The following is a 20965-nucleotide window of genomic DNA, read 5'->3' on the forward strand; positions in this document are numbered from 1 at the left end:
TGCCCGCCTGTCACTCAGAAGGTTTCCCAGTTCGCGTCAGCTGTATTCGCGCCTGCCGCTGACGGGCGCAGCAGTACGGGCGTTTTCACGTTTTTAGGGCGAGCCGCCGGCGATGCCTGAGCGTTCAGCCGGAATGCCGCCACGGCCTGACGCAGCTGTTCAGACTGATCTTCCAGCGCCGCCGCCGCCGTTGCCGACTCCTGTACCAGCGCGGCGTTTTGCTGCGTGACGCTGTCCATCTGCGAGACCGCCAGGCTGACCTGCTCTATACCGCGGCTCTGCTCGTCAGACGCCGAGGAAATCTCAGCCATAATATCGGTTACGCGCGTCACGGCCGCGACGATCTCTTTCATGGTCGCACCCGCCTCGCTCACCTGTTCCGAGCCGGTATTCACCCGGCTGACAGAGTTCTCGATAAGCCCTTTGATCTCTTTTGCCGCCTGCGCGCTGCGGCTGGCCAGCGTCCGTACTTCACCTGCCACGACCGCAAAGCCGCGACCTTGTTCTCCGGCACGGGCGGCTTCAACCGCCGCGTTGAGCGCGAGAATATTGGTCTGGAAGGCAATGCTATCGATAACGCCGGTGATATGCGCAATTTGCTGAGAACTGTCGGCAATGTCATTCATGGTACGCACCACGTTATCCACCACCTGACCGCCGCGTGCGGCGGTTTCAGACGCATTCTTCGCCAGCAGCGTCGCCTGGCGGGCGTTATCCGAGTTCTGTTTCACCGTGGCAGTCAGCTCTTCCATGCTGGCGGCGGTCTCTTCCAGCGAGGCTGCCTGCTGCTCGGTTCGGGCGGAAAGGTCGTTACTTCCGGCGGCAATTTCTCCTGCGCCCGTGTAGATAGAATCTGTGCTGCCGCGCACGGCGCTGACGGTGCTCACCAGCGACTGCTGCATCTCGTGCAGACCAGCAGCCAGCTGGCCCATCTCGTTGCGCCCGGCAATCGCGACATTTTGCGTCAGATCGCCGCTCGCGATGGTGCGAATATGGTTCATGATGGCGTTGAGCGGTTTCAGGAGCAGGTGCTGTAAACCCTGCCAGATCACCACCAGCACGGCGATCACGGTCAGGAAGATCGCCGCCAGCGTCCACTGCATCTGGGTAAAGCTGCTCTGGTTCTCTTCGGCGGCGGCTTTCAGCAGAACGTTGTTTTCAGCGCGCCAGCGGGTATAGACCGCCTCCATCTCATCCTGCGCCTGCTGGGCGTCCAGGTCGCCATAGGCCTGATAGTTATCGGCGCGCAGATACTCAATGGACAAGCGCATCACCTCGTGCATTTGCTTCCAGGCTTTCTGCATCTCTTCGGTGAGCGCGGCATGCTGGCCCTTCACCTGCGGAATAGCCTGCCAGTTTTTGTAATAGTCTTCGGCTTTGGCCAGCGAACCGTTGGCGGTGCCCAGCAGCGTGTTGATCGCCGCGAGAGAGGCCGGATCGCGCTGGTTTTTCAGGTAGCGGATCGCCACGCGGGTAACGGTAACGCGCGTTTTCACCAGCGTGTTAACGCTGTCGCTCAGGCTTTCCTGTTGGGCATTGAGTAACCCGGAGTTCTGAAAGTTGTGACGATCGTTGTTAACGGCAGAGTAGAACAACCCTCCCGTGACAACTTGCAGCAGACAGAATATGGTGAGGGCAAAGATAATACCGGTAATCACGTGCAGATTTTTCAGCATGGCGGTCATCCGTAAGAGAAGAGGCAGGGTTACATCAATACTATCGTCGTAGCGAATTTAAACTTTAATTTTACTATTGCTTAACTAATGGTTTCGTTGCGGAACCTGTTGTAAATCCGGATCATTTTTTATGAGGAAGGTCAGCATGAGCAGCATAGATAAAAGCGGAACGTTCACGCTCGGAACGCGTACGGTTAAACGATTTGGCTATGGCGCGATGCAGCTTGCCGGGCCTGGCGTTTTTGGTCCGCCAAAAGATAAAAATGCGGCGCTGGCAGTGCTGCGTGAAGCGGTGGCGTTGGGTGTGAATCACATTGATACCAGCGATTTTTACGGACCTCATGTGACCAACCAGCTTATCTGCGAGGCGCTTCATCCGTACCGGGACGACCTTACGATTGTGACCAAGATCGGAGCCCGACGCGGCGAGGATGCCTCCTGGCTGCCGGCGTTTTCCGCGCAGGAGCTGACGCAGGCGGTGCATGATAACCTGCGTAACCTGAAGCGGGATGTGCTGGACGTGGTTAACCTGCGGATCATGTTTAGCGCCCACGGACCGGCGGAAGGCTCGATTGCCGCGCCGCTGAGCACCCTTGCGGAGCTGCAACAGCAGGGGCTGGTTCGTCATATTGGGCTGAGCAACGTCACCGCTTCGCAGGTTGCTGAAGCGCAGAAGATGGTTTCCGTGGTGTGCGTACAGAACATGTACAACGTTGTGAATCGCGGTGACGATGCGCTGGTTGATTCGCTGGCGCAGCAGGGGATTGCCTGGGTGCCGTTCTTCCCGCTGGGTGGTTTCACGCCACTGCAATCTTCCGGACTACAGGCGGTGGCGGATTCACTGGGCGCGACGCCGATGCAGGTGGCGCTGGCATGGCTGCTGCAGCGCTCGCCAAATATCCTCTTGATCCCGGGAACCTCATCGGTGGCGCATCTGCGTGAAAACCTGGCGGCAGCCGATCTGGTATTGCCGCCTGAGGCGCTGGAGACATTAAATTCTCTGGTGGGGTAATCCCGATACCAGCAAAAGCCCGGAGGATTTTTCGGGTTTTTGCTGTTTATGATCCAATCTGACTTCTTTGGCGGTGAAGCGCTAACGCTTCTGCCACGATTTCCTGCTTACTTTTCCGTGTTTCATACGCAGTAATGCGGATGTACTCCATCAGCGCAGGATCGATGCGCGCACTTAACATCCTGAGTTCGGCCTCCTTTGCGACACCGCGAGCAACACGCTTATCGGGATAATCACGGGCGGGCATAGAAAACGTCCTCCAAAAATTGTCTTGTTAATTTGTGCTGTAAAATATGTGCTAGTCTAAATATAAAGTCAACGTATAGTGTATGTGGAGTGACTTGTTGTTACTTTGTTTTCTTTTTATAGTCATGTGAAAGTCATTGCGTAGTGATGTTTTATGACGCGTTACGCTTGTCTGTGCGTAAAAATTTACAAAACAAATAATCTTCATTGCTATAGGGGGTTATAAGCGAAGCGGTTAAGGCGTAGCCAGCCGCTTACGCTGACATGGCTTGATCGATACCTCAGTTAAAACTACTGTATATAAAAACAGTGTGGAGGTGTTTATCATGATCTTTTTCAGACCCGCAGAGTTGCGTGAAATCGTTGCTATTCCACTTTTCAGCGACTTAGTACAGTGCGGCTTCCCCAGCCCGGCAGCGGATTATGTAGAGCGGCGTATCGATTTAAACGAGTTATTAGTCGCCCATCCCAGCTCCACTTACTTTGTCAAAGCCGCCGGTGACTCGATGATAGAAGGGGGGATCAATAACGGTGATTTGCTGGTGGTGGACAGTTCCCGCAAGCCTGAGCATGGCGATATCGTGATTGCGGCGGTAGAGGGCGAATTTACCGTGAAGCGCCTCCAGCTGCGTCCCAATATTCAACTCAACCCCATGAACAGCGCCTATTCACCGATTATTGTCGGCAGCGACGATACGCTCGATATCTTTGGTGTAGTGACGTATATCGTGAAATCCGCGAGCTGATCGTGTTTGTGAAGCTTAAATAATAGGCAATAAGTTAATTCTCATCATGCAAAAATCTTACGGCACCTGGGCTGTCTTGTCGGCAAACCTGATATTCATCGCATAAGCCGGAACTTACTGGTCAAATATTCCGGTATTGGCGAATTACAGAGTGATATCCCATTTTTTTATTTTGTTATGTTCCTGCACTTTAGTGAGTTTTCTTTTCTTCCGACAGAATACATTTTGTCTACATTATAATTTTAATTTATGATTCGCACACGAACAATTGATGTTACGCAGGGTTTTAGCATCGTGGCAGTCAATAAAACCCTGCTGTTATAAAGTAATCAGGAGATTCATTTTTATGTCAGACAATAATCCCCGCTCATCCGGCTGGTTAGGCCCGTGGTGCCTGCTGGTGGGTGTGATACTTCTTGTAACGGGGCTCTTTTTTGCTATCGGCGGTTTTAAACTGGTTTCCCTGGGGGGGAGTTGGTATTTTCTCATCGCCGGGGTTATCACTCTGCTCTCTGCGATTCAGTTCTTCCGCCGCAAGTCCTCTGCCGTGGGGCTGTTTGCCCTGGTGTTTCTTGGCACCCTGATTTGGGCATTTTTCGATGCCGGGCTCGACTTCTGGCCGCTGGTTTCCCGTTTAATGGTACCCGCCGGGCTGATGGTGCTGGCAGCTGCCACCTGGCCTGCATTGCGTAAACGTGAAGGAAAACCGTCCTGCGCAAAAGGGGCCCTGGGGGTCTGCGCGGTCCTTATTATCGCCATGGGCGTCACCTTTGTTCAGATGTTTCAACCCCATCCGACCGTGCCGTTTAGCGGTGAAAAACGTCCGCTGGTACCGGTAAAAGATGATGCGAAACAGCAGAACTGGGATCACTACGGTAATACGGCCGGCGGTAGTCGCTTTGTGGCGCTGGACCAGATAACCCGTGACAACGTGAAAAACCTGAAACCGGTCTGGACCTACCATACCGGTGACGTACCGGAAAGTCCGGACGGCAATGGCGCAGAAGATCAGCAAACGCCGCTACAGGTTGGCGATCGTGTCTTCCTCTGTACGCCGCATAACAACGTCATCGCCGTGGATGCCGATAGTGGGAAAGAGATCTGGAAAGCGGAAATCAACGCCAAATCTGCAATCTGGATGCGCTGCCGTGGCCTGGCATACTTTGATGCCACCAAACCGCTGGCACAGCCAACGGTAGCGGGCTCCACGCCGGTTCTGCCAGCGCAGGTCGCACCGGGCACTGCATGCCAGCGCCGTATCCTGATGAATACTATTGACGGTAAGCTGATCGCGTTAGACGCCGATAACGGCAAATTCTGTCCGGACTTCGGTACTAACGGCAGCGTTAACCTGCATGAAGGGATGGGCGACGCGTCAGATCCCACCTATGTGCTGACGTCGGCCCCGACGCTGGCGGGTACGACGGTTGTCGTTGGTGGCCGCGTTGCGGATAACGTCAGCACCGATATGCCGGGAGGCGTTATACGTGGTTATGACGTGATCACCGGCCAGCTGCGCTGGGCGTTCGACCCGCGTAATCCGGATCCGAACTATGTTCTGAAGCCGGGCGAACACTACAAACGTAGCTCTGCAAACTCCTGGGCCCCTATGTCCTGGGATGCGTCGATGAATACCGTGTTTATCCCGATGGGGAGTTCCTCCGTCGACCTGTGGGGCGCTGACCGTATTCCGGAAGATCATAAATACGCCACCTCAATCCTCGCGCTGGATGCGACTACCGGGAAAGAGAAGTGGGTATACCAGACCGTGCATAACGACCTCTGGGATTTCGATATCCCGATGCAGCCGAGCCTGGTTGATTTCCCGACAAAAGAGGGCAACAAGCCCGCGGTGGTGGTGGGCACCAAAGCGGGGCAAATTTATGTTCTTGATCGCCTGACGGGTAAACCGCTCACTGAAGTGAAAGAGGTTCCGGTAAAACCAGCGGATATTCCACGTGAACAGTACCCGGCAACGCAGCCGCGCTCTGTGGGGATGCCGCAGATTGGCGCGGAAACCCTGAAAGAATCGGATATGTGGGGGGCGACGCCGTTTGACCAGCTGGCCTGTCGTATCAGCTTCAAATCAATGCGTTATGACGGTCTGTACACGATGCCGGGAACCGATATTTCCCTGAGCTTCCCGGGCTCGCTGGGGGGAATGAACTGGGGTAGTCTGTCCACGGATCCGAACAACCAGTACATCTTCGTCAACGACATGCGTCTGGGTCTGTGGGTCCAGCTGATTAAACAAGATCCGCAAAGCGCAGTGGCAAACACGGGCGGTGAAGCCGTGAACGCCGGTATGGGCGCTGTTCCGATGAAAGGAACGCCGTATTCGGTCAACAAAAACCGTTTCATGTCACCGCTGGGTATTCCGTGCCAGAAACCACCGTTTGGCTCTCTCTCTGCGATTGACCTGAAAACACAGAAAATCGTCTGGCAGGTGCCGGTCGGTACCGTTCAGGATACCGGTCCGTTTGGGGTAAAAATGCGTATGCAGATGCCTGTCGGTATGCCGACGCTGGGCGGTACGCTGGCCACGCAGGGCGGTCTGGTCTTCATTGCGGGAACCCAGGATTACTACCTGCGCGCCTTTGATTCCTCTACGGGGGAAGAAGTGTGGAAAGCGCGTCTCCCGGTGGGTAGCCAGGGCGGACCTATCAGCTATGTATCACCGAAAACCGGCAAACAGTACATTCTGATCTCTGCCGGCGGTGCACGCCAGTCGCCGGATCGTGGTGACTACGTGATTGCCTACGCGCTGGATAAATAACAGCGAAATAAGCAGCCTGGCCCCGTCGTAGTACGGGGCTTTTTTTTGACTAAAAACCACGCACAGGAAGAAAGCTGCGGTTCCGGTCAGCCCGTGAAAAGCACCCGCCAGCGTCGGCGACGGCGAGTCATCTCGCGCCATAGCGCGACTATCTCGTCAGGTTGCAGGGCATCAATAGCCTGCGGCGTTAACACCGGCAAACCATAGCGCTGGCGCAGGGCGGCCACTGCCGTGGCGCTGGCATCCATCGGTGAGCGGATCTGCGTCGCCAGCTGCTGTCGCAATAGGCTGAACTCGGATTCATCGCACAGCGTCAGCTCTCGCAAAAATCGTTTGCAGCAACCCAACAGGTTCACGGGAGAACGATCAGGCGACTGTAACGCCAGCAGCAGGCCATCGCGATCGGCAATACGCTGATAACGACAGCTGACCACGTAGCCAATCTGCTGTTCCACGCGCAGGCGCTGGAAAAATCGCGGTTCGCAGCATAACGCCAGCAGCCGCAGCGCGGCGAGCGACGCACCCGGCGGCAGGGGAATAAACACCAGCAGCGCCGAATCCTCGCTGGCGTGCGGAATGTGTTCGACCCCGCCGGGACAATCGCTTAACGGCAACGGCTTAGCGTTAACCGGCGCCCGGAGCAGGCCAAGCTGCCGGGCTAACCCGTGCGCGTGTCCGGCGCTGCCGCCAGCTAACGCCGCCAGCCAGCCATTCCGTGACGGTTCCGATGCCAGTCGTTCAGGCAATTGCTTAAGCAACTGACGGATCGCAATGCCATCTGGCGCAGGCGTAATAGCCGGTGTGGGGCGGGAGAGGCGATCGATTATCGCCCCGATGATGGGTTCCGCCATCACCACGGCGTCAGGAAGCCGCAGGGTTAGCTGCCAGCTACCGTCAACCGTTTGCCACTCGCCGCTGCTGCCGATATGGCGCATTTCAGCCAGAAGAGGGCGTAATTGTTTGCCGATCGCCACTCCCTGTGACTCGCTTACGCGCGAATAAAAAGGCCTGCGGAGGATCAGCGTCGGCGCTTGTGCCTGCGCCGGTAAATGCAGCAGCGGAACGGCTTCTGGCGTCAGGGCTGGGGCAGAATATTGGGTAGCCTGCGGGTAGAAGGAAAACGCGATGGGGCTCTCATCCGCAACCGGCTGGCGACGCCAGTGGCTAAGCGGCAGGGCAAATCCCTGGCTGGCGATAATTTCAGCGGTTTCCATTTTTTTGCAGGCCAGATACGAGGTGGGCGCCGCCAGTAAGTCGGCACAGAAGGCGGAAAAATCAACCGGCGCCGCGCCGGGCGCAAAACCAAACGCCCGCTGGCGAAGCTGGTCAAGGGGCGACAGGGCGCTAAAGCGCTGCTGTGCCAGCCTATAATAATGCCGCTGTTGCTCTTGCGTCGTTTGCTGTAGGGCCCGCAGCCAGCGCGTGATTTGCGCGTCTATGGCCTCGGGCCGTTCGCCGTCAAGCGTTAGCGCCAGCCAGCCGTAATCGTCATCCTGATAAAGCCAGTCCAGCGATACCTCTTCTGCCAGCCCGCGCGCCCGCAGCCCGTCAATCAGGCTTCCGGGGGCCTCGTCCAGCAAAAATTCCCGAAGCAAGGTGACGTTGTCACTTTTTCGGATCAACGGACAGCGCCACAGCGCGGGTCGCTCCGTCACTGCCAGCTGATAATCTGCTTCAGCGCTAAGGCGTAACGGGGGGGCGGCTTCAGGCACGCCACCTGAAGCAAAACCTGTCGCAAACGTATGGGCAAGCTCGGCTAACGCATCCAGCGTTTGCGGTCCCTGTAGCCACAATTGCAGGTGTCTGGCCCCATAATAGCGGCGATGAAATCCGCGCAACGCGGCGTGCAGCGATCCCGTGTCTTGCCCCAGAGAATCATGGCTACCCACCTGAAAACGGCGAAAAACCTCCGGTTGTTCCATCGCGTGGCGCGCCGCGGCTTCGCGCCGGGCGGGATCATGCTGCTGGATAAGCCGGTTTTCCGCATCAATGACCGCCACTTCGCGCTGGATGTCCTGCCGGGAAAGCAGCGGCGCCTGCAACATATCCCGCAGTCGCGCGACGCCGTCGGACAGGTTTTCGGCGGCAACGTCGAAGAAAAAAGCGCTGTGGCGAGCCAGCGTGGTGGCATTGACGTTGCCGCCCTGGCGCTGGACCCAGGCCATGAGTCGATCATCGCCCTGATAGCGCTGGCTACCGCGGAACAGCAGGTGCTCAAGCAAATGCGCGAGACCGGCGAATCGCGGTGGCTCGTGATGGCTTCCGGCACTCACGCGCGCCAGCGCCGCCGCGCGTGTCGCCTGCGGCTGATGCACCAGCGTTGCGCGTAAACCGCCTGCCAGTTCCACGATGCGGATGGTCATTATCGTTACAGTTCCCGGGTTTTATAGATAAGCTGAGAACGGGTTCGGTTGCGAAACTGAAGCTGACCGATCTTCATATCACTACAGGCTGCTTCGCGTCGCGCCTCGAGGATTTTATGATGATGCGGCGATTTGCTGCACACCGGATCGGCGTTATCCGCATTCCCGGTGAGCATAAAGGCCTGGCAGCGGCAGCCGCCGAAGTCTTTCTCTTTTTCATCGCAGGAGCGGCACGGCTCCGGCATCCAGTCAAATCCGCGATAGCGGTTGAAGCCGAAAGAGTCATACCAGATGGATTCCAGACTCTGCTCAAGCACCGAGGGGAATTCCACCGGCAGCTGGCGCGCGCTGTGGCAGGGCAGCGCCGTGCCTTCCGGGGTCACGCTGAGGAAAATCGACCCCCAGCCGCCCATGCAGCCTTTGGGCCGCTCCTCGTAATAATCGGGAGTGACAAACAGCAGGTTGGTCAGATTGCCGCTGGCGGCCATTTTTTGCCGATATTCGGCAACCACGCGTTCCGCGTGGGCAATCTGTTCCCGCGTCGGCAGAAGCCCCTGACGATTAAGGAACGCCCAACCGTAGAACTGGCAGGTGGCAAGTTCGACGTCGTCGGCGTCCAGCTCGATGCACAGTTCGATGATTTTATCGATCTGATCGATATTATGCCGGTGCAGGACGAAATTCAGCACCATCGGGTAATCGCGCGCTTTAACCGCTTTGGCCATCGCCAGCTTCTGCTGGAAGGCTTTTTTATTCCCCGCCAGCGCAGCGTTGAGCACTTCATCGCTGGCCTGGAAGCTAATCTGGATATGGTCCAGACCGGCCTCGCTGAATGCGTCGAGCTTGCTTTCCGTCAGGCCAATTCCCGAGGTGATCAGGTTGGTATAAAAAGCGAGATCGCGGGCGGCGCGGATCAGCTCCGGCAGATCCTTACGCGTCAACGGTTCGCCGCCGGAAAAACCTATCTGCACGCTGCCCATCGCCCGCGCCTGGCGGAAAACCTCAATCCACTGTTCAGTGGTCAGCTCCTGATCCTGCCGGGCGAAGTCCAGCGGGTTAGAGCAGTAAGGACACTGTAGCGGACAGCGATAGGTCAGCTCCGCCAGCAGCCACAGCGGTGGATTGACGGCAGGTTTATTCTGGCTCACGGAAAATAATCCACTTCTGTTGATAAGCAATTTGCAGGAATTCTACGACGTCGTCATCCACGCCGCCGGCTTCCGGGAACCGTTCGTTGAGTATGGCAATGATGGCCGCCGCGTCGCGTTGGCCATCGACCAGTTCGAGGATCGCGGCGGCGGTCTCATTGAGTTTAGCCATGCCTTCCGGATAGAGGATGACATGGCTGTCCTGAGCGGCTTCCCATTGCAGGCGATAGCCGCGACGAAAGGCGACGATGGAGTTTTTTTGCATGCTTATACCAGTCGGGTTGTGTGCCAGGCCGCTTTGTCGGTGACCGTGTGATAAGGCGGACGCTGTAGCGCGTAGGCCATGGTCATCGCGTCGAGCATCGACCACAGGATATCGAGTTTGAACTGAAGGATCTCCAGCATCCGATTCTGCTTTTCCGCGCTATCGCAATAACGCTTCGCCAGCTCCAGACCATGTTCAACGTCGCGGCTGGCCTGGCTGAGGCGGCTGCGGAAATAAAAATAGCCTTCCTCTTTGATCCACGGGTAGTGCTGTGGCCAGCTGTCGAGACGCGACTGATGGATTTGCGGGGCGAACAGTTCGGTGAGCGAACTGCATGCAGCCTCCTGCCAGTTGGCGCGGCGGGCGAAGTTAACGTAAGCGTCGACGGCGAAACGGACGCCGGGCAGCACGTGGCGTTCGCTGATTAAGTCCTCGCGGCTGAGCCCCACGGCTTCGCCCAGCTGTAGCCAGGCTTCGATACCGCCGTCATGACCGTTGCTGCCGTCGTGATCGAGGATCCGCTGCACCCATTTGCGACGCGTGTGCGGATCCGGGCAGTTCGCCATAATTGCCGCGTCTTTCAGTGGGATCGTCGTCTGGTAGTAAAACCGGTTCGCCACCCAGCCCTGGATCTGCTCGCGGCTGGCCTCGCCGTTATGCATCGCGATATGGTACGGATGGTGAATATGATAGTAGGCGCCTTTCGCCCGAAGGGCGTGCTCAAACTCTTGCGGCGAGAGCGTTTCGCGAATGTGCATAGTTAGTCCTGAAGCGTGATGTTCATCCCGTCCCAGCTCACTTCTATTCCCTGCTGCGCAAGGGCGTGACGCTGCGGCGACTGCTCGTTAAGGATCGGGTTGGTGTTATTAATGTGGATCAGAATCTTGCGCTTTGCCGGCAGCGAGGCCAGCAGCGCCATCATGCCGTGTTCATCGCCGAGCGCCAGATGGCCCATGTCGCGGCCGGTATTGCGCCCGACGCCGGTGGCCTGGAGTTCATCGTCCTGCCAGACGGTGCCGTCAATCAGCAGACAGTCCGCCTTTTTGAGCCACGGCAGGATAGCGTCATCGGGTTCACCGAGACCCGGCGCGTAGAACAGCGTCTGACCGTTGCGGCGGTTTTCGATAAACAGCGCCACGTTATGCCCCGGCAGCGGGCGGTCGCGCCACGGCGAATAGGGCGGTGCGTTACTGGCGATGGGGACAGCGGTAAACTGCAAATCAGGGCAGGCTTCCACGCTAAAGGCGGTGAGCGGCGCAATCGGGTGATGAATAAGGCCGCCGTTCCAGTGCCGGAGCATGGTAAAAATCGGGAATCCGCTGGAAAGATCTTCATGCACCTCCGGCGTACACCATACCTGATGTGGGCACCCTTCGCGCAGGCTGAGCAGCCCGGTGGTGTGGTCAATCTGGCTATCGGTGAGAATAATGCCGCCAATATGCGTGCCGCGCAGAACCTCTTTCTTATTCAGTTCTGGCGTATGGGCAATCTGCTGGCTGATATCGGGGGAGGCGTTACACAGCACCCACTCTTTGCCGTTATCACTGACGATGATCGACGACTGGGTGCGAGGGGTCGCCTGAAGGGTACCGTCGCGCAAACCCTGACAGTTGGCGCAGTTACAGTTCCACTGGGGGAAACCACCGCCAGCGGCGGAACCGAGGACTTTAATAAACATGAAGATGGGCCAGGTAGTCAAACAAAAATGCCCGCACGGATGGCGGGCAGAGCGATTAGCGGTTGGAAATGTACAGGGTCACTTCCAGGCCAAGACGTAAATCAATAAAAGCAGGTTTCTTCCACATCGTTTTTTCCTCTTTAAAAATGCAGCACCAACGCCATTGTTTGTGCCAGTTTTGTGATGGTCATCAAATAATGCGTCACAGGAGGGCAAAGCTCAACCCGAAAGATGTAAGGAATTAACTTAATGTTTACAACGTAACCTATTGTTGCCAAACATTTTGCAATACCTTTTGCCAGTTACCCCACAGCAGCTTATTCAGCACAAATTGATCATAGCCGCTGTCACGCAACGCGCTGATTAGCCGTGGTAAACCACTCACATCGTGTAAGTCATCAGGCAACGTAATACCGTCAAAATCGGAGCCCAGCGCGACATGATCGTCACCCATGATGTTAATAAGATAGTCGATATGGCGAACAATCGTACTCAGCGGGGTATCGCTATCGCGTTTACCGTCGGCGCGCAGAAACGCGTTGCCGAAATTGACGCCAGCCACGCCGCCGCTGTCGCGGATAGCCAGCAGCTGCCGATCGGTCAGATTGCGCGGTTGCGGGCACAGCGTATGGGCGTTGGAGTGGGTGGCGACCAGCGGTGATGAGGAATGACGAGCGGTATCCCAGAACGCCTTTTCATTCATATGCGAAACGTCAATCAGCATATTCAGGGCATTAGCGTGCTTAATGAGGGCGATACCCTCTGCGGTAAGCCCTGGGCCGCTGTCCGGGCTGCCGGGAAACGCCCCGTTAACGCCGGTGCCAAAACGGTTAGCAATGTTCCAGAAAGGCCCAATGCTACGCACCCCGGCGGCATAGAAAGCCTGTAGATCGCCTCCCTCGCCGTCAAAACCGCCCGCGCCCTCAATATGCGCTACCATCGCCAGCACCTTATCCTGACGGCAGCGTTCGATATCCGCCGCGCTCAGGCACAATCGCGCCCGGCCGTCGGAGTGGGCGACAAGCTGCTTAAGGATCGTCAGCTGCTGCCAGAGAATGTCGACCGGCTGCCACGGCTCGCTGGCGTATTGTGGCGCCATGCGGGCGATATACTCCTGCGGCGGCACGAACAGCGCGAACAGCCCGCCGGAAAATCCGCCTTGCTGCATGCGTGGATAATCGAGGTGTCCCTTCTCAATGCCGGAGAAGAAGGCCGTTACCGGATCCTGGCGATGGTGAAGCCATAAATTAAGCAACAGGTCATTGTGACCATCAAAAATCGCCATAGCGCATCCCACTGTCTTTTATTGCTGCGAAAGTTGCCTGGCACGATAACCGATTTGTCCGGTCCAGCAAGGAGAAATTTACAACTTAGCAGCAATTGTTAATATCACTTAACAGTGAGGAGATCCGCAAAGCGGGTTGTGTAGCGGGGTGAAAGCATTTCCCGTTTCATCTGCCACGGCTGCTGAATACCCTGTCCCGCGAAGTAAAGCGTGCCACGGCCATTTTCAGCATTCAGATGGTCTAATACATCCATTAACTTTTGGCTGTTTTTCCTGGGTGCGTTGTCGTCAAACAGATTAAGTTGCGCGACGCCCTGGCTATAAAAATCTCCCAGCATCACGCCGGCTTTCTGGTACCGATGGCCGTTCTTCCAGACCGCATCCAGACAACGAACTGATGCGCCGATAATATCCCGGCTATCCTGGGTTGGGGTAAGCAGTTTTACCGACGCGCTATTGCCATAATATGGCTCGTTAAGCGCGAAGGGCGAGGTTTTAACAAATACGGAGATAAATCGGCAATGCTGATGCTCATTGCGAAGTTTTTCTGCTGCCCGGGCAGCATAACTACAGATGGCCTGGCGTACATCGTCATATTCCGTGATGCGTTCGCCAAACGAGCGCGAACAGACGATTTCTTGCTTTACCGGGGCAAACTCTTCCAGTTCAAGACACGATTCGCCCCGTAATTCACGCACCGTTCTCTCCAGCACGACATTGAAATGTTTTCTTATGAACCGGATATCGGTGTCTGCCAGTTGCAGGACAGTCTTAATCCCCATCATCTCAAGCTTCTTCGCTATGCGACGTCCTACCCCCCAAACGTCTTCGACGGGTAGCGCCGCCATCAGCTTTCTCTGACGATCCACATTGGATAAATCAACAACGCCTCCCGTCTGGCGCTGCCAGCGTTTTGCCGCGTGATTTGCCAGTTTCGCCAGCGTCTTTGTGGGTGCGATGCCCACCCCGACGGTCAGATGGGTGCGTTGCAGTACGGTCGCTCTCATTTCATGCCCAAAATCGGAAAGATCGCGACAATTACGCACCCCGGTAAGATCGCAAAAGATCTCATCAATGGAGTATATTTCGCTACGAGGCGACATCTCTTCAAGCGTGTTCATTACCCGGTTGGACATATCCGCGTAAAGTTCATAATTACTGCTGAAACAAACCACGCCATGATGCCTGAAGCGATCTTTCTGTTTGAAGTACGGTTCACCCATTTTCACAAAGGGTTTGGCTTCAGCGGAGCGAGAGATGACGCACCCATCGTTATTGGACAACACGACCACCGGTCGTCCCTTCAGGTCCGGGCGAAAAACCGTTTCACAGGAAGCATAGAAAGCGTTCACATCACACAGTGCAAACATGGTCAGCTCGCTCTGGTATCGCCAGGTGGGGTGAAAAACTGCATTATGATCACCGTTAATAAATACTGTATTTATATACAGTATTGTATATTGATAGCAAAGATCAAGGGGGAACGAGGAGTGACGTCGTACGGGTGCAGGAGGAAGAGGGTTATATTCAGAATGGCGGCGAGGCAAATCTGGCGGAAAGGGTATTTAATGAAATGTTTAAGGAATATAAGTGCCCATACGGCAGGTATGGGCAGTGAAGCCGTCGATATTACTTCTTCTTGTCCATCATCGCCTTGAGATCGGCAAAGGGGTTAAACGTGGCGACACCCACGTCTTTTTGCGCATCCTCACCCGCGACAACGGTGGTGCCATACTGATCCGCTTCGGTGTACTTTGAGTGCTCGTGATCGTGACAAAACAGGCACAACAGCTCCCAGTTACTGCCATCTTCCGGGTTATTGGTGTGATCGTGGTCGATATGGTGAACCGTGAGTTCACGAAGATTTGAATAAACAAACTCACGCGAGCAGCGTCCACAAACCCAGGGGTAGATTTTTAGCGCTTTTTCACGGTAGCCGCTTTCCAGCCGTGCGTAGTTTTTGGGGATCAGAGCCATTGCTGATGTTACCTGTTAAAAAGAGAATAGTTCACACTATATCCCATTATGAGATGTCAGGAGAATGCCTCCTCTGCGGGAAGGCAGCCTGCGATTTGCGTATTTCTGTCAGTTTATTTGAAGCATTCCGTTAAATAATCACCATTTATTCTCATCCGTTAATGCGTAGAGTAGGGATAACGCAATGCTTTATCAGGATACTCCACTATGAAAAAGATCGGATTTTTGTCGTTTGGTCACTGGACGCCGTCACCCCAGTCCGGCACGCGAACCGCGGCTGACACGCTGCTACAGTCCATCGATCTGGCGGTCGCAGCCGAAGAGCTGGGCGCGGACGGGGCTTATTTCCGTGTGCACCACTTTGCCCGCCAGCTCAGTTCGCCATTCCCCTTGCTGGCGGCAATAGGCGCGAAAACCAAACGCATCGAAATCGGGACGGGCGTGATCGACATGCGGTATGAAAATCCGCTGTATATGGCGGAAGATGCTGGCGCGGCAGATCTCATCTCCGGCGGGCGATTACAGCTTGGTATCAGCCGGGGTTCCCCGGAGCAGGTGATTGATGGCTGGCGTTATTTTGGTTACGTGCCGCAGGAAGGGGAAACCGAATCTGATATGGCGCGCCGCCACACTGAGGTACTGCTTGATGTATTACGCGGTGAAGGGTTTGCGAAGCCTAACCCACAGCCGATGTTCCCAAACCCGCCGGGATTGTTGCGTCTGGAGCCGCATTCAGAAGGCTTACGCGATCGTATCTGGTGGGGGGCTGGCTCTAATGCAACGGCAGTATGGGCGGCAAAACTGGGGATGAACCTGCAAAGCTCAACGCTGAAAGATGATGAAACCGGCGAGCCGTTCCATATTCAGCAGGCAAAACAGATCCGTGCCTACCGACAGGCCTGGGCTGAGGCAGGGCATACCCGTCAGCCACGCGTTTCGGTCAGCCGCAGTATTTTTGCCCTGATGGACGAACGCGACCGGATGTATTTCGGTTCAAGCCGCAATGAGAGCGACAGCGTGGGCTATCTGGATGAGAAAACGCGGGCCATTTTCGGACGCAGCTATGCCGCAGAGCCAGACAAGCTGATTGAACAGTTGAAAAAGGATGAAGCGATCGCGGAAGCGGATACGCTGTTGCTTACCGTGCCGAATCAGCTGGGCGTGGAATACAACGCACATGTGATCGAGTCCATCCTGAAACATGTCGCACCGGAAATGGGATGGCGCGATCGCAATGCGTAATCTGGCTCTCTGGTATCGCCGGTTTGGTGAGCCTGAATCGGTACTGCAAGCGGAAACCACACCATTGTCCCCGCGACAGCCGGGAGAGATACGTGTGCGCATGCTTTTTTCTCCGGTGAACGCCTCCGATCTCATTCCCATCACCGGGGCATATCGCCATCGCACGTCGCTGCCTGCGATAGCCGGTTATGAAGGGGTCGGAATAGTGACCGAAACGCCCGCCGCTTATCCGGCGCTGCTGGGCAAGCGGGTCCTGCCGTTACGGGGGCAGGGAACCTGGCAGCGCTATGTCGACTGCCCGGCAGCGTATGCGGTTCCCGTCCCGGACGACGTCGACTCGCTTCTTGCCGCGCGGGCGTATATCAATCCGCTTGCCGCACAGATGATGCTGGACCGCTATCCTCCGGTCGGGAAAACGGTGCTGCTCACCGCTGCCGGTTCTGACTGCGCCGTTCTGCTCGGGCAATGGGCACGCCAGGCGGGTGCAGAGGCGGTTTACGGGATCCATCGCTCGCCCGTGCACGCTCAACGTCTGGCTGAAAAGGGGATCGTCCCGATTGCGCAACACGATATGGCCGCCGTCAACGCTGCCGCCGCGCGCGCAGACGTGGTGTACGACGCCACGGGCGGCAGCCTGGCGGAGACGATCCTGAGCGTGATGCCCGAAACCGGCACCTTTGTCTGCTACGGGCTGCTCTCCGGGCAGACCTTCCGGCAGCAGCGGCCGTTGCCGTGCGTGGCGTGGTTTCACATTCGTAACTATCTGGACGCGCTGAGCGCTGAGGCGTGGCAGGCGGAGTTTCGGCGCATCTGGCCTAAACTGCGCGCCAGTCAGTGCAGCGATGTCACCCTCTACCCGCTGTCGGAATGGCAGCGGGCAGTAGGCAACTATCGCGAAGCGGGAAGAACGGGCAAGCCCATGCTGTCGATGGACAATTAATCGGCCTTATGGCTCATGTCGCTCAGCAGTACAGCGATACTTTGTCCACCGGCGGTCTGCTCGAGGCCAATTTTGACAATAATTGTCAGCGGAACGGAGAGCAGCATGCCGACAGGCCCGAGCAGCCAGCCCCAGAAAATCAGGGACAGGAACACTACAAGGGTTGAAAGCCCCAGCCCGCGTCCCATTATCCGTGGTTCAAGAATGTTCCCGAAGACAAGGTTAATCACCAGATAGCCTGCCAGCAGAATCAGGGCATCATACAAACCGCTGAAAACCAGCACCTGAAGGATAGGGGGGATCGCCGCCAGCACGGAGCCGATGTTAGGAATATAGTTGAGCGCAAAGGCCAGCAGCCCCCAGACGAAGGCAAAACGCACATCCAGCGCGGCGAGCATCCCCCAGACCACTAATCCCGTCACCAGGCTGATGGCCGTTTTCAGCACCAGATAGCGTGAAACGCTGTCGAGCGCGCGCTGAATGGCGCCCATTCCCTCTACCGGACGCACCATGATGTGCTGGAGCTTTGCAGGCAGCTGTGGAACTTCCAGCAGCATAAACACAACCGTCAGGAACAGCAGGAAAATCGAGGTCATGGCGTTGGAGAGTTGTGCCAGCAGGCTGGTGACAATCGTCATGGCGGCATTCGGATCGATGTATTTAAGCAGTTCCTCAACCGAGACTTCGATACCCGCGCGTTGCAGCCAGGGTTCAATTTGCAGCAGCGGGGTCGCCAGGGAAGAGCGGTATGTCGGTAGCGTCCGCGCCAGCTCGTTCAGGGAGGTTCCCAGATAGGCGACTAACAGCACCATCGCAACGATAATAATACTGATAAGCAGGCTTATCGCCAGCACACGCGGGATGCGCAGCCGCGCCATTCGCTGCACCAGTGGATTGAGGATCACCGCGATAAAAAGCGCCAGGATAAAAGGCACGATGATATCGGCCGCAAAACGAACGCCGGTCAGAATGATCACCAGCATGCCCAGCATGATGACGATCTTAAGCCCGTTGAGGGTGATAATAGGTTTGGCCATGGACGTTCCTGAACAGTTTTTTATTTATAATAGAGGGGAAAGCGGATTAAAAAAACTAACCAAAATCAAACAGACTGGGTAAAGAAATGAAAAGGCTTTGAGTAAATTCCCGGCTTATGATACAAATCAGGCGTGTTCAACTACCGAGGACAATTTTCATCCGCAAAGACGAGAAGCAACACCGCGGATAATTGTAATTTTATGGACAATTTGTTCAGGACGTATTTTTCAAACAACTCTGCTCTGTTTTCAACCTCCCTCTGCCTGCTTTCTGGTGAGCAACACTGGCGTTCCGCCCTATAGTCACGTCTTCTGCCTGAGCTGGCGCTATGCGCTTAGCTAACTGATTTAATTCCCAATTTTTTGGTTTGCTGTCCGCAGTGAGCCTCGATGGATTATATTCTCAAGCAGGAGAAAAAACATGTTTTACTGGATTTTATTAGCTCTGGCGATCGTCGCTGAAATTACCGGCACCTTGTCGATGAAATGGGCGAGCGTGAGTGATGGCAGCACCGGTTTTATTTTGATGCTGGTCATGATTACGCTTTCCTATATTTTCCTCTCTTTCGCGGTTAAAAAAATCGCGCTGGGCGTGGCATACGCATTGTGGGAAGGTGTTGGTATTTTATTGATTACGCTGTTTAGCGTCATGTTATTTGATGAAACCCTGACGACAATGAAAATTGCCGGGCTGACGACCCTGGTCGCGGGTATCGTGCTGATTAAATCGGGTACACGCAAACCGGCAAAACAGCAGAAGGAGCAGACCCATGCAGCAGTTTGAATGGATCCACGCGGCCTGGCTGGCTTTCGCCATCGTTCTGGAAATTATTGCGAACGTCTTTCTGAAGTTCTCCGACGGTTTTCGTCGCAAAGCCTACGGCCTGTTATCGATTGCCGCGGTTCTGGGGGCGTTTAGCGCCCTGTCGCAGGCGGTGAAAGGCATCGATCTGTCCGTGGCCTATGCGCTGTGGGGTGGCTTCGGTATTGCCGCCACCCTGGCGGCAGGCTGGATTATGTTCGGGCAGCGTTTAAACAATAAAGGCTGGATAGGGCTGGTATTACTGCTCGCCGGCATGATCATGATTAAACTGGCCTGAGTGACCTACTGCTGCGCCAGGGCTTCCAGCCGGTCGCGAAAACCGGTCACCGACAACGCCCGGTTATCGGCGCGCCAGCGGTCTTTCGCCGCTGGCGCAGAACTTTGAACGCCAATCAGCTGCCAGCCGTTATCGGTTTTTAACATCAGCGGCGATCCGCTATCACCCGGTAGCGTATCGCACTGATGCGACAGCACGCTGTTTTGCGCCCAACCCGTCACCACGCAGTCCGTATGGGTGTACAGCGAATCGAGGTGATCAACAGGGTAGCCTGACTGCGTTACTTTTCGATCGGCGGCTTTCAGGGCGGCGGTGAGCGCGGCTTTATCGCCATCAAAGAGCGGCAGCGGGGTGATCCCGGACGGCGGATAACGTAAAACGATCAGCCCGAAATCCCAGGAGGCCGCCCCGGGCGGCACAATCCAGCCATCACCATCCGGTTTCAGGCGTTTGCCAAGCGACGGATCCACCCGCCCCTCAATACCGTGAATTTCGTAGCGCCATATTCCTTTTTGCGACACAAAGCGCAGGGCGATCGCTTTATCCGGTTTGCCTTCAGGCGGCATTAACAGGCAATGACCCGCCGTCAGCGCAAGGCGTGGCGTAATGAGGGTTGCAGTACATAAATTGCCGCTGGCGGTTTCCAGTTGCCCGATGGCATCCCAGGGCGATTCGGTAGGATCGGTGACACGCGTACGATCGTCATGACCAAAAAACAGCGTCTTTACCTCTTTGGCGCTAATGGCGTCATCGTCGCCATCATCCGCATGTGAAAAGCCAGCAAAAAGGCTAAACGTTCCCAGTAACAACACAACAGATTTACGCATATCACACTCTGGTGGGGGGTAATTATGATTATTAAAAGTGATCCCTATAAAAATACTATAGACGCGACGGCGAGAAAGTGGGAGTAAAATCAGCGTGCTACATTCAGGAAAGATAAAAGTGGCTGGCGATGAGCGCGCATAAAATTAGCAGGATAAGAATGAACTCAAACCGATAGCGCCGCAGCATACGCCCTCCGGATAAAAAAACGGCGCTGACCGCAAACCCGTTCAGCGCCGGTTTACCAACGTGCCCCGAAGGGCACGGTTAAGCTTGTACTCTTACGCTGCTGGCTGTGCAGCAGGTTTAGCCGCTTCGTGTTTTGCTGCTTTTTTATGATGCTTTTTAGCCGCCTGGGCTTTCTGCTCTACCGCTGGTTTTGCCGCTTTTTTGTGGTGCTTTTTAGCGGCCTGCGCTTTCTGTTCTGCCGCTGGTTTAGCCGCTTTGTGATGTTTTTTTTGGTGAACCGTTTTGGCCGGAGCAGCGGTGGAAGCCGCAGGCGCTGCGGTGGCGGTAGTTTCAGCCGCGAATGCAGCGGAAGACAGACCCATAGCAGCGGCAACAACCAGAGCTAATACTTTTTTCATTTTCATACCCTCGAATTTGGTTTTTCATTTAACCCCACTGCGGGGCCGTTGAAATAACTATA

Annotated in this window: 21 protein-coding genes; 7 read left to right on the top strand and 14 right to left on the bottom strand. The window is 55.8% G+C overall.

All coding sequences use genetic code 11. From position 1 onward, the window contains the following. Window positions 1-14 precede the first annotated feature (14 nt). Entirely contained in the window at window positions 15-1676 is a 1662-nt protein-coding gene (locus RY075_RS10350) for a methyl-accepting chemotaxis protein (RefSeq protein WP_003857520.1), read from the bottom strand. A gap of 145 nt (window positions 1677-1821) precedes the next feature. Between RY075_RS10350 and RY075_RS10355 the strand changes: the two genes are divergently transcribed. After that, a complete protein-coding gene (locus tag RY075_RS10355; RefSeq protein ID WP_003857518.1) occupies window positions 1822-2688 on the top strand; it encodes an aldo/keto reductase family oxidoreductase in 867 nt (288 codons plus the stop codon). A 46-nt stretch (window positions 2689-2734) separates the two neighbouring features. Here RY075_RS10355 and RY075_RS10360 read toward each other — a convergent pair whose 3' ends face one another. Further along, entirely contained in the window at window positions 2735-2935 is a 201-nt protein-coding gene (locus tag RY075_RS10360) for a hypothetical protein (RefSeq protein ID WP_003857516.1), read from the bottom strand. A 325-nt stretch (window positions 2936-3260) separates the two neighbouring features. Here RY075_RS10360 and RY075_RS10365 point away from each other — a divergent pair, with 325 nt between their 5' ends. Both RY075_RS10365 and RY075_RS10370 read left to right on the top strand, forming a co-directional pair. After that, window positions 3261-3680: a translesion error-prone DNA polymerase V autoproteolytic subunit gene (locus RY075_RS10365; protein ID WP_003857514.1), complete on the top strand. Its 420-nt coding sequence runs from the start codon at window positions 3261-3263 to the stop codon at window positions 3678-3680. Between the two features lie 346 nt (window positions 3681-4026). Further along, window positions 4027-6456: a glucose/quinate/shikimate family membrane-bound PQQ-dependent dehydrogenase gene (locus tag RY075_RS10370; protein ID WP_109948989.1), complete on the top strand. Its 2430-nt coding sequence runs from the start codon at window positions 4027-4029 to the stop codon at window positions 6454-6456. A gap of 86 nt (window positions 6457-6542) precedes the next feature. Here RY075_RS10370 and pqqF read toward each other — a convergent pair whose 3' ends face one another. From pqqF to yajD, 9 genes are all read right to left on the bottom strand, one after another. Next, window positions 6543-8819, bottom strand: coding sequence for a pyrroloquinoline quinone biosynthesis protein PqqF (gene pqqF / locus RY075_RS10375; RefSeq protein WP_302378525.1), 2277 nt, complete (start codon window positions 8817-8819; stop codon window positions 6543-6545). Window positions 8820-8824: 5 nt separating this feature from the next. After that, window positions 8825-9967 (bottom strand): pyrroloquinoline quinone biosynthesis protein PqqE, encoded by a 1143-nt coding sequence (gene pqqE, locus RY075_RS10380; RefSeq protein WP_302378524.1) that lies wholly within the window; start codon window positions 9965-9967, stop codon window positions 8825-8827. Beyond that, window positions 9954-10232 carry a pyrroloquinoline quinone biosynthesis peptide chaperone PqqD gene (pqqD, locus tag RY075_RS10385; protein WP_003857508.1) on the bottom strand — a complete coding sequence of 93 codons (279 nt, stop codon included), beginning with the start codon at window positions 10230-10232 and terminating at the stop codon, window positions 9954-9956. Before pqqD ends, pqqE begins: the two co-directional genes overlap by 14 nt. Window positions 10233-10234: 2 nt before the next feature. Further along, on the bottom strand, window positions 10235-10990 hold the full coding sequence (gene pqqC / locus RY075_RS10390; protein ID WP_003857506.1) for a pyrroloquinoline-quinone synthase PqqC: 756 nt from the start codon (window positions 10988-10990) through the stop codon (window positions 10235-10237). Between the two features lie 2 nt (window positions 10991-10992). Further along, a complete protein-coding gene (pqqB, locus tag RY075_RS10395) occupies window positions 10993-11910 on the bottom strand; it encodes a pyrroloquinoline quinone biosynthesis protein PqqB (protein WP_003857504.1) in 918 nt (305 codons plus the stop codon). Between the two features lie 55 nt (window positions 11911-11965). Next, window positions 11966-12037, bottom strand: a complete 72-nt coding sequence (gene pqqA, locus RY075_RS10400; RefSeq protein ID WP_002905689.1) for a pyrroloquinoline quinone precursor peptide PqqA — start codon at window positions 12035-12037, stop codon at window positions 11966-11968. A 138-nt stretch (window positions 12038-12175) separates the two neighbouring features. After that, a complete protein-coding gene (locus RY075_RS10405) occupies window positions 12176-13195 on the bottom strand; it encodes a dipeptidase (RefSeq protein WP_047365582.1) in 1020 nt (339 codons plus the stop codon). A gap of 104 nt (window positions 13196-13299) precedes the next feature. Beyond that, window positions 13300-14565 carry a Y-family DNA polymerase gene (locus RY075_RS10410; RefSeq protein ID WP_048210389.1) on the bottom strand — a complete coding sequence of 422 codons (1266 nt, stop codon included), beginning with the start codon at window positions 14563-14565 and terminating at the stop codon, window positions 13300-13302. Between the two features lie 259 nt (window positions 14566-14824). Further along, the gene (gene yajD / locus RY075_RS10415) at window positions 14825-15172 is read right to left on the bottom strand and encodes an HNH nuclease YajD (RefSeq protein ID WP_003857471.1); all 348 of its coding nucleotides are present in this window, start codon (window positions 15170-15172) and stop codon (window positions 14825-14827) included. Window positions 15173-15379: 207 nt separating this feature from the next. Between yajD and RY075_RS10420 the strand changes: the two genes are divergently transcribed. After that, entirely contained in the window at window positions 15380-16414 is a 1035-nt protein-coding gene (locus RY075_RS10420; RefSeq protein WP_003857470.1) for an LLM class flavin-dependent oxidoreductase, read from the top strand. Continuing rightward, entirely contained in the window at window positions 16407-17354 is a 948-nt protein-coding gene (locus RY075_RS10425; RefSeq protein WP_302378523.1) for a zinc-dependent alcohol dehydrogenase family protein, read from the top strand. The genes RY075_RS10420 and RY075_RS10425 overlap by 8 nt, the downstream gene beginning before the upstream one ends. Here the strand turns inward: RY075_RS10425 and RY075_RS10430 are convergent. After that, window positions 17351-18391: an AI-2E family transporter gene (locus RY075_RS10430; RefSeq protein ID WP_032609090.1), complete on the bottom strand. Its 1041-nt coding sequence runs from the start codon at window positions 18389-18391 to the stop codon at window positions 17351-17353. The genes RY075_RS10425 and RY075_RS10430 overlap by 4 nt on opposite strands. Window positions 18392-18812: 421 nt before the next feature. Here RY075_RS10430 and mdtJ point away from each other — a divergent pair, with 421 nt between their 5' ends. Further along, complete coding sequence (gene mdtJ, locus RY075_RS10435; RefSeq protein WP_003857465.1) at window positions 18813-19175, top strand: multidrug/spermidine efflux SMR transporter subunit MdtJ; 363 nt, start codon at window positions 18813-18815, stop codon at window positions 19173-19175. Next, window positions 19162-19491 (top strand): multidrug/spermidine efflux SMR transporter subunit MdtI, encoded by a 330-nt coding sequence (gene mdtI / locus RY075_RS10440; protein WP_003857463.1) that lies wholly within the window; start codon window positions 19162-19164, stop codon window positions 19489-19491. Before mdtJ ends, mdtI begins: the two co-directional genes overlap by 14 nt. A 5-nt stretch (window positions 19492-19496) precedes the next feature. Here the strand turns inward: mdtI and RY075_RS10445 are convergent, their stop codons facing one another. Both RY075_RS10445 and asr read right to left on the bottom strand, forming a co-directional pair. Next, a complete protein-coding gene (locus RY075_RS10445; RefSeq protein WP_003857461.1) occupies window positions 19497-20318 on the bottom strand; it encodes a serine protease in 822 nt (273 codons plus the stop codon). Window positions 20319-20597: 279 nt separating this feature from the next. Next, window positions 20598-20903, bottom strand: a complete 306-nt coding sequence (gene asr / locus RY075_RS10450; RefSeq protein WP_180241191.1) for an acid resistance repetitive basic protein Asr — start codon at window positions 20901-20903, stop codon at window positions 20598-20600. Between the last annotated feature and the right edge of the window lie 62 nt (window positions 20904-20965).

The organism is Enterobacter sp. JJBC (genome assembly GCF_036936505.1).
GTDB classification, from domain to species: domain Bacteria; phylum Pseudomonadota; class Gammaproteobacteria; order Enterobacterales; family Enterobacteriaceae; genus Enterobacter; species Enterobacter hormaechei_C.